The following is a 13,629-nucleotide window of genomic DNA, read 5'->3' on the forward strand; positions in this document are numbered from 1 at the left end:
GGTCCACCCCCACTTTCCCCACTTTTGCACTGACCAGTCAGTGCAAAAACCTACCCCTGGAAGGTCGTTGTCGGCAAAACCGCAGGTCAGCCTGGCTGTCAGTGGTGGCCTGCACGATGGACACATACGGACACAGAGCCGTCACACGACGACAGGAGGCTCGTCATGACCAGCTCCTCCGCAGCCGCCGCGCCCAGGCGCCGCACGGGCAGTCGCCCTGCCGCCACACCGGCCGGACCGCCCGCCGACGTCCACCCCGTGCTGCGCCGCGCCGGAGCGCCGCCCGCCGCCCTCGACCTGCTCGCCCAGGCCCGCGCCGGCCTCGACGAGGCGGTCGGCCTCGACCGGCCCAACGAGCGGTACGCCACGGCCCACCTCGCCGCCCTGCGCACCGCCGCCGCCGTGCTCGCCGTCCGGGGCAGGCCCGAGACCAACCCCCGTAAACGGACCCGGATCCGCAGCGCCTGGGAGGTGTTGCCGGAGATAGCGCCCGAGCTCACCGAGTGGAGCGCCCTGTTCGCCTCGGGCGCCGCCCGCCGGGCCCGGGCCGAGGCGGGGATACCGGGTGCGGCGACCAGGCGGGACGCCGACGACCTGGTCCGGGACGCCGCGATGTTCCTGCGCCTGGTCGAGCGCCTCCTCGTCCTCCAGCCCGTGCTGCCCCGCCAGCCCGGCGCCGCGGAGGCGGGACAGCATGGGCCGAGGGGCGGTTGAGCCGGGGACGGCGCGCGAGGCCATAGGGTGGGAGGCGTTCGTACACCGTCACCGAGGAGTCAACAGCCGTGTCGGACCCTTCCCCTGTCTTCGGTCGAGAGGCGTCGTCGCGCCCGTCGCGCGCCTCCCTTCGTACGGCCGTCGTCTGGGACGTCCTCAAGGACGCCCTCGACCGCCGGGTCAAGGCCACCGGGAAGGACAGCCTCGATGTCCTCGACACGGGCGGCGGCTCAGGCAACTTCGCCGTGCCGGTGGCCCGACTCGGCCACCGGGTCACGGTCGTCGACCCCAGCCCCAACGCCCTCTTCGCGCTGGAGCGCAGGGCCGCCGAGGCCGGCGTCGCCGAGCGGGTCACCGGGGTCCAGGGCGACATCAGCGGCCTCTTCGACGTGGTCGGCCGCGACGGGTACGACGTGGTGCTCTGCCACGGCGTCCTGGAGTACGTGGACGACCCGGCCGAGGGCGTACGGAACGCGGCCGCCGCGCTGCGGGACGGCGGCGCGCTCAGCCTGCTCGCGGCGGGCGTCGGCGGCGCCGTCCTCGCCCGCGCGCTGGCCGGACACTTCACCGAGGCCAGGAACGCGCTCGGCGACCCGGACGGGCGCTGGGGCGAAGGCGACCCGGTGCCCCGGCGCTTCACCGCCGACCAGCTCACCGGTCTCGCGGGCGAGGCCGGTCTCGAGGTCGGCGCGGTGCACGGCGTACGGGTCTTCGCCGACCTCGTCCCCGGTGTCCTGGTCGACACCGAGCCAGGCGCCGCGGACGCCCTGCTCAAGCTGGAGGCCGCGGCGGCGGAGCTTCCCTCGTTCCATGCCATTGCCACCCAGTTGCACCTCCTGGGAGAGAAGCGCGCCTGACGGCGGGGCGCTGCGCCGCTGATCAGCGACGCAGCCGCACATGGAGTACGCCACAGCACCCCCGGTCGGCGGCTTTGCCCCGTATGATCGGGGGACATCGTCCGGCATGACGGGCAAGGTGCTGGGGAATCAACGCTTCAGCAACCCGAACCGCATGGCGGCCCGGATTGGCGAATAGGCGTTGAGGGCGGGTTTCACGGGGGCGATTCCCTGCCTATCCTGAAAGGGCCGCATCCCGGTCGCCCCCGCGACCGACGACTAGGAGGACTCCGTGCCGCTCTCGGAGCACGAGCAGCGAATGCTCGAGCAGATGGAGCGAGCGCTGTACGCCGAAGATCCCAAGTTCGCGACAGCGCTCGAGGGAAGCGGGCTGCGTACGTACACCCGGCGACGGGTCTACCAGGCAGTCGCCGGCTTCCTGGTGGGTATCGCGCTCCTCATGGCTGGAATGGTCGCTCAGCAGTGGTGGATCAGCGTGGTGGGGTTCCTCGTCATGCTGGGCTGCGCGGTGATGGCCGTGACAGGCTGGCGCAAGGCGCCCAAGCCGGGTGAGCAGCAGGCGAGTGGCGGGGCGGCGGCCGGTGGTCGTCCGACCAAGCAGCGTCGCTCGATGATGAACCGGATCGAAGAGCGGTGGCAGCGCCGCCGCGACGAACAGCAGGGCGGCGGCCACTGAGGCCGCGCCGAGGGCCCTGCCCCTGACAAGTCCCGAGCCCCGTGGGCCCGGCACGCCGACAGCGTGCCCGGCGCACGGGGCTCGTTGCGTTTCGGGGGCCCGCACCCGAGGGCCCGCCCGCGGGAGGCCGCCTGTGGCCAGGCAGCCCCCCGGGGTGTCAGCCCTCGTTGCGGGACGGGCGGTGGAAGCGGGACGTCACTCGGGCCGTCAGGGTCTCGCGGCGGGTGCGCCAGGACGTCGTCGTGGCGGACCACCAGGAGGAGGCCCTCCAGGCCACCCGAACGGCAGAGCGCGGCGCCAGCAGGGCGCGGAGCCTGACCTTGCGGGAGGACACCGCCGCGAAGCCCGAGCGGACCAGGGACACCTCGTCCACGAGACCCGTGCCCGGGCGGGGCTGCGGGGCGTAGAGGACCTGCTCCACCGCCCGCGCGACCCGGTGCACCGCGTTGGCCGGCTCGCCCTCCAGGGAGCCGAGGCGGACGATCCGCGCCGCCGTCCTCCGAGGCGTCATCGACTCGTCGGGGACCACCCCGTGGTCCCAGGCCGTGTCGTTGATCTCCCGCCACGCCGCCAGCGTCCTGGCCACCCCGTCCTCGGCCGTACGGCCCGAGGAGCCGAGCCGCCGGGCCCGTACCCGTGTCCGCCACAGCAGCGGTGCCAGCGGCAGCAGGAGCAGCACCGCCACCCCAAGGACCACCAGCACCACCGTCAGCGGATCCGGGCCGCCGCCGTCCGACGCCGCGGCGCCCGCCGCCTCGTCCTGGCCGCACTCGCCCTGACGGCGCATCTGCGCCGGGCAGCTCTCCGAGGTCCTCGGCGCCGCGGACGGCGCCGCCGACGTGCTGGTCGACGGCTGCGCCGACTCGCTCGGCGTGCCCGTCGGGGACTGCTCACGCGTGTACTCCGGCGTGGAGCCCCGGGACGGGGTCGGCTCGAACCGGGTCCACCCCGCACCCTCGAAGTACAGCTCGGGCCAGGCGTGGGCGTCCCGGATGCCGACCGACATCGTGCCGTCGGACTGCAGGCCGCCCGGCATGAAGCCGACCGCCACCCGCGCCGGGATCCCGATCGACCGCGCCATCGCCGCCATCGAGAAGGAGAAGTGGACGCAGAAGCCCTCCCGGCGCTCCAGGAAGCGCGAGATCGCCTGGACTCCCGTACCGGACTCCACATCGACGTCGTAGCGGAACCCGCCGTCCGTCGTGAACCAGTCCTGGAGCTTCACGGCCCGCTCGTAGTCGTTCCGCGCGCCCTTCGTGACCTGCAGCGCCTTCGCCCGCACGTCGAGCGGCAGCGATTCGGGGACCTTCGTGTACTCCCTACGCAGCGCCTCGGGCGCCGGCGGGGCCGCCGCCAGCTGCTGGGCCGTGGGCCGTACGTCCAGGCTCGTCACCGTGTACCGGGCTCCGGACGTGTTCTGTCCGTCGTCACCGACGAGCATCCGCCCGGCCGGCTCGTACCGCCAGCGCCCGCCGATCTCCACCCGGTCCGCAGGGAAGGGCATCGGCAGCCACTTCTGCTCGTACGTCGGGGAGGCGACGAAGTTGCTCGTCACCTCGATCGTGCGGACCTGACCGCTCAGCCCGGTCGGCCGGGGCAGCCGCTCGGGCACGTCCTCGATCGGGCGGACCGAGGACTTCCACGACGTGCCGTCGAACTGGTCGAGCGCCACGAGCCGCAGATACATGCCGCTCGTGTCGGTCGCGTTGGTCCGGTACCTGAGCACCTCGCGGTCCTCGGGCTGCCGGAGGTTGTCCTGGAGCGAGACCAGCGGGTTCACCGCGGAGATCGTGCCGCCCTTGCCCCGGTCGCCCGCCCCCTCGCCCGGCTTGCCGAACAGGCCGCCCGAGAGCGTGGGCAGCACCGCGGGCACCGCAAGGGCGACGCCCATGGCTACCACACCGATCCGCCGACCGGTCCGCACGGCGGCCAGCGCCTTCCCGCCGCCCCCGGACCCGTCCGTCCCCGGTCGCCCCGTCCGCGGCGCGCCGCCGAAGACCCGGCCCCACTGCGAGAGCCGGTCCCGGCTCTCCGCGAGGAGCAGCAGGAGGTAGCCGGAGGCAGCGAACAGGAACCACATCCAGCTCGCGCCGCCCTCGGAGAGCCCCGCGGCCACCGAGTACAGCGCGAGCAGCGGCAGCCCGGCCGGGGCCGCGCTGCGGAAGGTCACCGCGAGGGTGTCCACCAGGAGCCCGATCAGGAGCACACCGCAGACCAGCATCAGCCTGATGCCCTCGGTGTCCGGGGCCGGCGGCGCGTACGTGCCGACGTCCTCCGCGCCCGCCTGGAAGAGCGCGGCGAACCGCCCGAAGGCCTGCGGCCCGGGCAGGAGGCCGAGCAGCGCATGCTCCCGGGCGAAGACCAGGGTCAGCGCGAGAAGGGTGACGAAGAACTGGGCCGCGATCGTCAGCGGCCTCGCCAGCGGCACGCGCCGGGTCAGCGCGCCGACCCCGCTCTGCAGCGCCAGCAGGATCGCCGCCGTGAAGATCCACGTCGACGGGTTCACCAGCGGAAGGAGCGCCCCCGCCGCCATCAGCGTGGCGGCGTAGGCGCCCAGTGTCAGCCGCCCGCGGCCGCTCATGTCCAACCTCCGTACGTGTCACCCGAGGCGCTCTCCGCCCGGACGCCGGCCGCCTGCCGCCACAGCTCGGCGAGCCGGGCCCCCGGGGGCACGGCCAGCGCCGTCCACCCGGCCTCGCGCAGCTGCCGGAGCCGCTCGTCGATCGGGCCCGCCACCGCGCCGCCCGTCAGCCACGTCCCGGAGTCCAGGACGAAGGCGACGGCCGCGCCGCCGCGCGGCCGCAGCCGGGCGGCCAGCGCGGCCTGCTCCTCGTCGATGTCGCCGACGAAGGCGACCAGCAGGCCCTCGTTCCCTCCGCGCAGCACGTCGTGCGCGCGGGAGAGGCCGGCCCCGTCGGAGTGGTCCACGACGGCGAGGGCGTCCATCATCAGCCCGGCCGCCTCGGCCGAGTCCTGCGAGGTGCCCGCGAAACCCTCGGCGCCCTCGCCGGGCACCGCCGTGCCCGTGTCGGTCAGGAGCCGGACCGCGTAGCCCCGCTCCAGCATGTGCACCAGGACGGAGGCCGCGCCCGACACCGCCCATTCGAAGGCCGAGTCCGGGCCCGCGCCCTGGTAGGCGATCCCGCGGGTGTCGAGCAGCACCGTGCAACGGGCCCGCTGCGGCTGCTCCTCACGGCGCACCATCAGCTCGCCGTAGCGCGCGGTGGACCGCCAGTGGACCCGGCGGAGGTCGTCGCCGTGGCGGTAGGCGCGCGGGATGATGTCGTCGTCCCCGGCGAGCGCCAGCGAGCGCAGGCTGCCGTCGCCGTACCCCGCCGCCTCGCCGGTCAGCTTCACCGGCGGCAGCGCCTCGGTCCTGGGGACGACGGTCAGGGTGTCGTACGCGCTGAAGGAGCGGGTCAGCTCGCACATCCCGAAGGGATCGTTCAGCCGCAGCTGGAGCGGGCCCAGCGGGAAGCGGCCGCGCAGATCGGAGCGGACCCGGTACGACACCTCGCGCCGCCCGCCCGCCTCGACCCGGTCCAGGACGAACCGGGGCCGCGGCCCGAGCATGTACGGGACGTGGTCCTGGAGCATGAGCAGGCCGGTGGGCAGTTTGGAGACGTTGTCCATCCGGAGGTGGACCCGGGCCTCGGAGCCGACCGCCACCCGCTGCGGGGAGAGCCGCCGGCTGCCCGCGACCCGGTAGCGGGTGCGGTGGAGCACGCCGACGCAGATCAGCGGCAGCGCGGCGAGCAGCAGCCCGACACGCAGCAGGTCGCCCTGGCCGAGGACGTAGGCGCATATCCCGGCGGCGACACCGGCGGCGAGGAAGGACCGGCCGCGCGTGGTGAGACCGCTCAGCGCGGCCCGCACACCGGCCTTGTCCTCACCCGGGCGACCGTCCCGGTCCTCGTCGCCCCGCTGCCCCTCCGGCGCGGCGGAGGTGGCCATCACAGCGGCCGGACGCCGGGCTGCTGCTGGCCGTAGTGCGGTCCTGCGGGCGGCGCCGCGGCCGGGACGGGCGTGCGCTGCAGGATGTCGCGGACGACCTGCTCCGAGGTGCGCCGGTTCAGCTGGGCCTGCGCCGTCGGCAGCAGCCGGTGCGCGAGGACGGGCACGGCGAGGGCCTGGAGGTCGTCCGGCAGGACGTACTCGCGGCCGCTCAGCGCGGCGGACGCCTTGGCGGCGCGCAGCAGGTGCAGCGTGGCACGCGGGGATGCGCCGAGTCGCAGGTCCGGGTGGGTACGGGTCGCGGCGACGATCTCCACGGCGTACCGGCGGACGGAGTCGGCGACGTGGACGCCCCGCACCGCGTCGATCAGCTTGACGATGTCGTGGGCGTGCGCGACCGGCTGCAGGTCGTCGAGCGGATTGACCGCCCCGTGGATGTCGAGCATCTGGAGCTCGGCCTCCGCGCTGGGGTAGCCGATCGAGACCCGGGCCATGAAGCGGTCGCGCTGGGCCTCGGGGAGCGGGTACGTGCCCTCCATCTCCACCGGGTTCTGCGTGGCCACCACCATGAACGGGCTCGGCAGCTCGTAGGTCTGCCCGTCGACCGTGACCTGCCGCTCCTCCATGGACTCCAGGAGCGCGGACTGGGTCTTCGGCGAGGCGCGGTTGATCTCGTCGCCGATCACGATCTGGGCGAAGATCGCGCCCGGCTTGAACTCGAAGTCCCGCCGCTGCTGGTCGAAGATCGACACGCCCGTGATGTCCGAGGGCAGCAGGTCGGGCGTGAACTGGATACGGCGCACCGAGCAGTCGATGGACCGTGCCAGCGTCTTGGCCAGCATCGTCTTGCCGACGCCGGGGACATCCTCGATCAGAAGATGTCCCTCGGCGAGCAGCACGGTCAGCGAAAGCCGTACGACCTCAGGCTTGCCCTCGATCACACCCTCCACCGACCTGCGGACACGCTCCGCTGTGGTGGTCAGATCTGTGAGGCTCGCTCGATCGTCATAGGTCGTCACCCGGCCCTCCTCGGCCCCTCCGTAAACACCGACACCTGCCCCCGCGGTGATTCGGGGGGTGTCACCCGAGCATTCTTGTTGCCCGTGGCGGGTTGTGTCACTTGCCTGTGGACAAGTGGGAGCGATATGCCGGGGTTTGCTGTGTTGCGCCCGATGGAAAAGGCCGGGATCAGGCCCGGATCGAGCCGGGACAAGGTCGAGGTCAGGCCGGGTCGATCTCGCGCAGCAGACCGGTGGTGACGTCGAAGACGAAGCCGCGGACATCGTCGGTGTGCAGCAGGAACGGCGAGGTCCGCACGCGCTGCATCGACTGCCGGACGTCCTGCTCGACGTCGCGGAAGGCCTCCACGGCCCAGGCCGGCCGCTGGCCGACCTCCATCTCCAGGTCGTGCCGGAAGTCCTCGGTGAGGGACTCCAGGCCGCAGCCGGTGTGGTGGATGAGGACCACGCTGCGGGTGCCGAGGGCGCGCTGGCTGATCGTGAGGGAGCGGATCACGTCGTCGGTGACCACGCCGCCCGCGTTGCGGATGGTGTGGCAGTCGCCGAGCTCGAGGCCGAGCGCGGAGTGCAGGTCGAGCCGGGCGTCCATGCACGCGACCACGGCCACGTTCAGGACGGGCCGGGCGTCCATGCCCGGGTCGGTGAACCGGGAGGCGTAGCGCTCGTTGGCCTCGACGAGCCGGTCGGTGACCGTGCCGCTGGTGCGTATCACGTCGGCGGAGTCGGCGGATTCGGCAGAGAGGTGCGCAGAGGTCGACATGTCTATGACGGTAATGGTCACGCCCGTGCGGGGCCCGCTGTGAGAGTGGACAAAGAACGTCAATGAGCCTTGTTGTGAGCTAACCCACACGCATGAGCGGAGCGGGCCCATCCGGGTGAGTCGGCGGGAATGGTCGGCTCCGCTCGACGGCCCGCGCGACGCGCCAGCCGGTTGATTGACCGCCGGGATCAGTGGACTAAAGTGACGCGAAGTTCACGGAGACATTGAGCGATTTCCGCAGTTTCTCCCCCGCGTGTGCGGCGGATGCGTAGCGGCCGCGCCGAATCTGAGCCGAATTCTGAGAGGGCGCATTGAGCAACGACCGACACGTCCCGGTGATGCTCCAGCGGTGCCTGGACATGTTGGCCCCCGCCCTGGAGCGCCCCGGCGCGGTCGTCGTCGACTGCACCCTCGGGCTCGGCGGGCACAGCGAGGCGCTGCTCGAGCGGTTCCCCGAGGCGCGCCTGGTCGCCCTCGACCGGGACAAGGAGGCGCTGCGGCTCTCCGGCGAGCGGCTCGCCCCCTACGGGGAGCGCGCGACCCTCGTGCACGCGGTCTACGACGAGCTGCCCGAGGTCCTCGACCGGCTCGGCATTCCGCGCGTCGAGGGCATCCTCTTCGACCTGGGCGTCTCCTCCATGCAGCTCGACGAGGCCGACCGCGGCTTCGCGTACGCGCAGGACGCGCCGCTCGACATGCGCATGGACCAGACGACCGGGGCCAGCGCGGCGGAGGTCCTCAACACCTACCCGGCCGGCGAGCTGGTCCGGATCCTGCGGGCGTACGGCGAGGAGAAGCAGGCCAAGCGGATCGTCTCCGCGGTCGTGCGCGAGCGCGAGAAGGAGCCCTTCACCAACAGCGCCCGCCTGGTCGAGCTGATCCGCGACGCGCTCCCGCAGGCGGCCAAGCGCACCGGCGGCAACCCGGCCAAGCGCACCTTCCAGGCCCTGCGCATCGAGGTCAACGGCGAACTGACGGTCCTGGAGCGGGCGATCCCGGCGGCGGTGAAGGCGCTCGCGGTGGGCGGCCGGATCGCGGTCCTGTCGTACCACTCCCTGGAGGACCGCCTGGTCAAGCAGGTCTTCGCGGCGGGCGCGGCGAACACCGCGCCGCCCGGCCTGCCGGTGGTCCCGGAGCAGTACCAGCCCCGCCTGAAGCTGCTCACCCGCGGCGCGGAGCTCCCCACCGAGGAAGAGATCGCCGAGAACCGCCGCGCGGCCCCGGCCCGGCTCCGGGGGGCGCAGCGCATTCGGGAGGACGTGTAGCCGTGAGCGACGCGCGCGAGGCCACCGGGCCGCAGCCGACGACGATGCCCGCACCTCCGTGCCTCGCGGGCGGAGCTGGGGGTACCTCCCGGGCGGTCGCCCAGGGGGAGAGCGAGGACGGGCACGCATGACGACGAAGGGGCCGCTCAAAGGGCGGGCGGCGCGACTCGGGCGGCTCATGCCGTCGGGACCCAGCAGCGCCGCCCGTACCCCCTTCGTCCTGCTGGTCGTGCTGCTCCTCGGCGGCGGGCTCATCACCCTCCTGCTGCTGAACTCCGCCCTCAACCAGGGCTCCTTCAAGCTGCGCGACCTCAAGAACCGCACCACCGAGCTGACCGACGAGGAGCAGGCCCTCCAGCGGGACGTGGACGACCGCTCCGCGCCCGACGCGCTGGAGCGGCGGGCCCGGGAGCTCGGCATGGTCCCCGGCGGCAGCCCCGCCTTCCTGAACCCGGACGGGACCGTCCGAGGTCAGCCCTCGAAGGCCACGGCCCCGAAGCCGGAGCCGACCCCGAAGCCCGACCCCAGCTCGACGGCGACGACCACACCGGGCGGCCGGCCCACGGGCACGCCCACGGGCACGCCCACGGGCACGCCCACGGGCACGCCCACGGGCACCCCCTCCGGGCTCGCCTCGCCGCCCGCGAACCCCAGCACGAAGCCCACCCCCACCACGGCACCACCCGCGAAGACGACCGCGCCCGTCCCGACGACCTCCGGCAGGTGACCTCAGTGCCTTCCAAGGAGCCCCCGCGCCGCCGGGTGCCCGGCCCCGCGCATCCGGCCCGCCCGGCCCGCCCGAGGCCGTCGGCCGCCCGCCCGGCCGCCGCCCGCTCCGGCGGCCCGCGCAGGCCCGCGCCCCGGCCTCCCGCGCGGCCGAAGGCACGCACCATCCGGCTCGGCAGCCCCAAGCCACGGCTGCGGCTCGTCTCCCTGGGCCTGACCCTCGTGATGCTGGCGTTCGTCGTCCGGCTGCTCCAGGTCCAGGCGGTCGACGCCAGCACCCTGGCCGCGAAGGCCGAGGCCCACCGCTTCCAGGAGTACACGCTCTCCGCCGACCGGGGCGAGATCACCGACCGCTCCGGCATCGCGCTTGCCGCCAGCGTCGACGCGTACGACATCACCGCCGACCCCAAGCTCTTCACCCCTGAGGAGAGCAAGGTCAAGGACGCCCCCGAGCAGGCCGCCGCGCTCCTCGCGCCGCTCCTGGGCAAGCAGCCCGCGGACCTCGCGAAGAAGCTCCGTACCCCCAAGTCCCGCTACACCCTGCTCGCCCGCAAGCAGACCCCGCAGGTCTGGAACCAGATCAAGGACCTCAAGAAGGTCTACGGGCAGAAGGCCAAGCCGGCCGAGGGCGGCAACGGCGTCAACCTGCTCGGCGGCATCCTCAGCGAGCCCAGCACCAAGCGCGTCTACCCCAACGGGGCGCTGGCCGCCGGGATACTGGGTTACGTCAACGCCGAGGGCCGGGGCGCCGGTGGCCTGGAGTCCCAGCTCGACAAGGAGCTCGCGGGCCAGGACGGCAAGATCAGGTTCGCCGAGTCCGGCGGGCGCCAGGTGCCCACGGCGGGCTCCCAGGGCACCCCGGCCGTGCCCGGCTCCGACATCGAGCTGACCATCGACCGGGACATCCAGTGGGCCGCCCAGCAGGCCATCACCGAGCAGGTGACGAAGTCCAAGGCCGACCGCGGCTACGTCATAGTGCAGAACACGAAGACCGGCGAGGTCCTGGCCATGGCCAACGCCCCCGGCTTCGACCCCAACGACCTCTCCGCGGCCAACGCCGCCGCGATGGGCAACGCGGCCCTCCAGGACGCCTACGAGCCCGGCTCCACCAGCAAGGTCATGTCCATGGCCGCCGTCCTGGAGGAGGGCGCGGCCACCCCCGACACGCACGTCACCGTCCCCAACCGGCTGCACCGCGGCGACCGGCTCTTCGAGGACGACATCGACCACCCGACCTGGTACCTGACCCTCAACGGGGTCCTCGCCAAGTCGAGCAACATCGGCACGATCCTGGCCACCGGCCAGCTCGGGAAGACCCAGGCCGAGGCCAACCAGGTCCTCTACTCCTACCTGCGGAAGTTCGGCATGGGCAGCCCCACCGGGCTCGGCTACCCCGGAGAGACCCCGGGCATCCTCGCCAAGCCGCAGGACTGGTCGACCTCGCAGCAGTACACGATCCCCTTCGGCCAGGGCCTCTCGGTCAGTGCCATGCAGGCCACCTCGGTCTACTCGACCATCGCCAACGGAGGCGTACGGATCGAGCCCACCCTCGTCCGCGGCACCAAGGGGCCCGACGGCCGCTTCACCCCCGCGCCCGCCCCCGAGCAGTCCCGGGTGGTCAGCGAGAAGACCGCCAAGACCCTCGCGCGGATGCTGGAGTCCGTGGTCGACGACCGGGAGGGCACCGGCACCAAGGCCCGGATCCCCGGCTACCGGGTCGCGGGCAAGACCGGTACCGCCAACCGCGTCGACCCCGAGCTCGGCGGCTACAAGGGGTACACCGCCTCCTTCGCCGGCTTCGCGCCCGCCGACGACCCGCAGATCACGGTCTACTGCGCCATCCAGAACCCCACCAAGGGCAGCTACTTCGGCGGCCAGATCTGCGGCCCCATCTACAAGAAGGTCATGGAGTTCGCCCTCAAGACACTCCATGTGGCCCCGACCGGCAGCGAGCCCGCCCGACTGCCGGTGACGTTCAAGGACAGCGAGTGACACGCCGGGAGCACCAGTGAGCACGATCACCCCTGATTCCGGGAACCGGAAATCGAACTCCGGCGACGCCCGGCCCTCTTTTGGCCCCGCGGCGGGTGGGCCCGGTACGCTCACCGCCGTGCCACACGCTGATCAGTACCGAACCACCCCGCCCCGCCCGGAGCAGGCCCGCCCGACACCCCTGGGCGACCTGGCCGCCCGGCTGGGCGTCGAGACGCCCGGCGACACCGACGTCTCGGGCATCACGCACGACTCGCGGGCGGTACGCCCCGGCGACGTCTACGCGGCCCTGCCCGGAGCCCGGGTCCACGGCGCCGACTTCGCCGACCAGGCCGCCGGTCTCGGCGCCGCCGCGATCCTCACCGACCCGGCGGGCGCCGAACGCGCCGCGGCGACCGGCCTGCCGGTCCTGGTGGTGGAGAACCCGCGCGGCCGGATGGGCGAGCTCGCCGCCGAGATCTACGGCCGGCCGGGTGAGGACCTCCTCCAGATCGGCATCACCGGAACCTCCGGCAAGACCACCACCGCCTACCTGGTGGAGGGCGGCCTCAAGGCGGCCGGCCGCAAGAGCGGCCTCATCGGCACGGTCGAGATGCGGATCGGCGACGAGCGCATCAAGTCCGAACGTACGACCCCCGAAGCCACCGACCTCCAGGCCCTCTTCGCCGTCATGCGCGAACGCGGGGTCGAGGCCGTCGCCATGGAGGTCTCCAGCCACGCCCTCGTGCTCGGCCGGGTCGACGGCTGCGTCTTCGACGTCGCCGTCTTCAACAACCTCAGCCCGGAGCACATGGAGTTCCACTCCGACATGGAGGACTACTTCGGGGCGAAGGCACAGCTCTTCACCCCGGAGCGCAGCAGGCGCGGCGTGGTGAACCTCGACGACGCCTACGGCCGCCGGCTCGCCACGGAGGCGACCGTTCCGGTCGTCACCTTCTCCGCCGAGGGCCACCCGGACGCCGACTGGCGCGCCGAGGACGTCGAGATCGGCTCCCACGGCTCCACGTTCACGGTCGTCGGCCCCCAGGGCGAGCGGATCTCCGCCGCCGCCCCGCTGCCCGGCCCGTTCAACGTCGCCAACACCCTGGCCGCGATCGTCACCCTGGCCGTCGCCGGGCTCGACCCGCAGACCGCCGCCGACGGCGTCGCCGCCGTCCCCGGCGTCCCCGGCCGCCTGGAGCGCGTCGACGCGGGCCAGCCGTACCTCGCGGTCGTCGACTACGCGCACAAGACGGACGCCGTCGAATCGGTCCTGCGCTCGCTGCGCAAGGTCACCGAGGGCAAGCTGCACATCGTCCTGGGCTGCGGAGGCGACCGGGACACCACCAAGCGCGGCCCGATGGGCGCCGCCGCGGCGCGCCTCGCCGACACCGCCGTACTGACCTCCGACAACCCCCGTTCCGAGGACCCCCTCGCGATCCTGGCCGCGATGCTCGCGGGCGCCGCGGAGGTGCCCGCCCACGAGCGCGGCGACGTCCTGGTCGACGCCGACCGCGCCTCCGCCATCGCGGCGGTCGTGGCCCGCGCCGGGTCCGGCGACACCGTGCTCGTCGCCGGCAAGGGCCACGAGCAGGGCCAGGACATCGCCGGTGTGGTCCGCCCCTTCGACGACCGCCAGGTCCTGCACGAAGCGATTGAACGCAGCCTCAAGAACAGTCAGGGATAA

At 73.2% G+C, this 13,629-nt stretch carries 11 protein-coding genes; 7 read left to right on the top strand and 4 right to left on the bottom strand.

The genetic code is table 11. From position 1 onward, the window contains the following. The first annotated feature begins 165 nt into the window (after positions 1 to 165). The 3 genes from ACGFYP_RS24680 (at position 166) to ACGFYP_RS24690 (ending at position 2,247) form a co-directional block, all read left to right on the top strand. A complete protein-coding gene (locus ACGFYP_RS24680) occupies positions 166 to 714 on the top strand; it encodes an SAV_6107 family HEPN domain-containing protein (RefSeq protein ID WP_393497406.1) in 549 nt (182 codons plus the stop codon). A 68-nt stretch (positions 715 to 782) separates the two neighbouring features. Then, positions 783 to 1,571, top strand: coding sequence for a class I SAM-dependent methyltransferase (locus ACGFYP_RS24685; RefSeq protein ID WP_393497409.1), 789 nt, complete (start codon positions 783 to 785; stop codon positions 1,569 to 1,571). A gap of 271 nt (positions 1,572 to 1,842) precedes the next feature. After that, on the top strand, positions 1,843 to 2,247 hold the full coding sequence (locus ACGFYP_RS24690; RefSeq protein ID WP_361961649.1) for a DUF3040 domain-containing protein: 405 nt from the start codon (positions 1,843 to 1,845) through the stop codon (positions 2,245 to 2,247). A gap of 157 nt (positions 2,248 to 2,404) precedes the next feature. On the opposite strand, the gene ACGFYP_RS24695 is transcribed toward ACGFYP_RS24690, so the two are convergent. The 4 genes from ACGFYP_RS24695 to ACGFYP_RS24710 all read right to left on the bottom strand — a co-directional run bounded on the left by ACGFYP_RS24695 (position 2,405) and on the right by ACGFYP_RS24710 (position 7,980). After that, on the bottom strand, positions 2,405 to 4,828 hold the full coding sequence (locus ACGFYP_RS24695; RefSeq protein ID WP_393497413.1) for a DUF3488 and DUF4129 domain-containing transglutaminase family protein: 2,424 nt from the start codon (positions 4,826 to 4,828) through the stop codon (positions 2,405 to 2,407). Next, the gene (locus tag ACGFYP_RS24700; protein WP_393497416.1) at positions 4,825 to 6,201 is read right to left on the bottom strand and encodes a DUF58 domain-containing protein; all 1,377 of its coding nucleotides are present in this window, start codon (positions 6,199 to 6,201) and stop codon (positions 4,825 to 4,827) included. The genes ACGFYP_RS24695 and ACGFYP_RS24700 overlap by 4 nt, the downstream gene beginning before the upstream one ends. Next, the gene (locus ACGFYP_RS24705; protein ID WP_393497419.1) at positions 6,201 to 7,220 is read right to left on the bottom strand and encodes an AAA family ATPase; all 1,020 of its coding nucleotides are present in this window, start codon (positions 7,218 to 7,220) and stop codon (positions 6,201 to 6,203) included. Before ACGFYP_RS24705 ends, ACGFYP_RS24700 begins: the two co-directional genes overlap by 1 nt. Positions 7,221 to 7,422: 202 nt before the next feature. Continuing rightward, positions 7,423 to 7,980 carry a beta-class carbonic anhydrase gene (locus ACGFYP_RS24710; RefSeq protein WP_393497421.1) on the bottom strand — a complete coding sequence of 186 codons (558 nt, stop codon included), beginning with the start codon at positions 7,978 to 7,980 and terminating at the stop codon, positions 7,423 to 7,425. Positions 7,981 to 8,291: 311 nt separating this feature from the next. On the opposite strand from ACGFYP_RS24710, the gene rsmH reads away from it, so the two are divergent. The 4 genes from rsmH (at position 8,292) to ACGFYP_RS24730 (ending at position 13,629) form a co-directional block, all read left to right on the top strand. Beyond that, positions 8,292 to 9,245: a 16S rRNA (cytosine(1402)-N(4))-methyltransferase RsmH gene (gene rsmH / locus ACGFYP_RS24715; protein ID WP_361961640.1), complete on the top strand. Its 954-nt coding sequence runs from the start codon at positions 8,292 to 8,294 to the stop codon at positions 9,243 to 9,245. A 127-nt stretch (positions 9,246 to 9,372) separates the two neighbouring features. Further along, the gene (locus ACGFYP_RS24720; protein ID WP_393497425.1) at positions 9,373 to 9,972 is read left to right on the top strand and encodes a septum formation initiator family protein; all 600 of its coding nucleotides are present in this window, start codon (positions 9,373 to 9,375) and stop codon (positions 9,970 to 9,972) included. A gap of 5 nt (positions 9,973 to 9,977) precedes the next feature. After that, positions 9,978 to 11,963: a penicillin-binding protein 2 gene (locus ACGFYP_RS24725; protein WP_361961634.1), complete on the top strand. Its 1,986-nt coding sequence runs from the start codon at positions 9,978 to 9,980 to the stop codon at positions 11,961 to 11,963. Positions 11,964 to 11,979: 16 nt separating this feature from the next. Then, entirely contained in the window at positions 11,980 to 13,629 is a 1,650-nt protein-coding gene (locus tag ACGFYP_RS24730; protein ID WP_393497429.1) for a UDP-N-acetylmuramoyl-L-alanyl-D-glutamate--2,6-diaminopimelate ligase, read from the top strand.

Origin of the sequence: Streptomyces sp. NPDC048370 (genome assembly GCF_043200825.1) — a bacterium.
In the GTDB taxonomy this organism is placed as follows: domain Bacteria; phylum Actinomycetota; class Actinomycetes; order Streptomycetales; family Streptomycetaceae; genus Streptomyces.

Excerpts from the sequence above, each read along its gene's own strand:
- ACGFYP_RS24680 (WP_393497406.1), top strand. The coding sequence starts at position 166 with ATGACCAGCTCCTCCGCAGCCGCCGCGCCCAGGCGCCGCACGGGCAGT.
- ACGFYP_RS24695 (WP_393497413.1), bottom strand. The coding sequence starts at position 4,828 with ATGAGCGGCCGCGGGCGGCTGACACTGGGCGCCTACGCCGCCACGCTG.
- ACGFYP_RS24700 (WP_393497416.1), bottom strand. The coding sequence starts at position 6,201 with ATGGCCACCTCCGCCGCGCCGGAGGGGCAGCGGGGCGACGAGGACCGG.
- ACGFYP_RS24710 (WP_393497421.1), bottom strand. The coding sequence starts at position 7,980 with ATGTCGACCTCTGCGCACCTCTCTGCCGAATCCGCCGACTCCGCCGAC.
- ACGFYP_RS24720 (WP_393497425.1), top strand. The coding sequence starts at position 9,373 with ATGACGACGAAGGGGCCGCTCAAAGGGCGGGCGGCGCGACTCGGGCGG.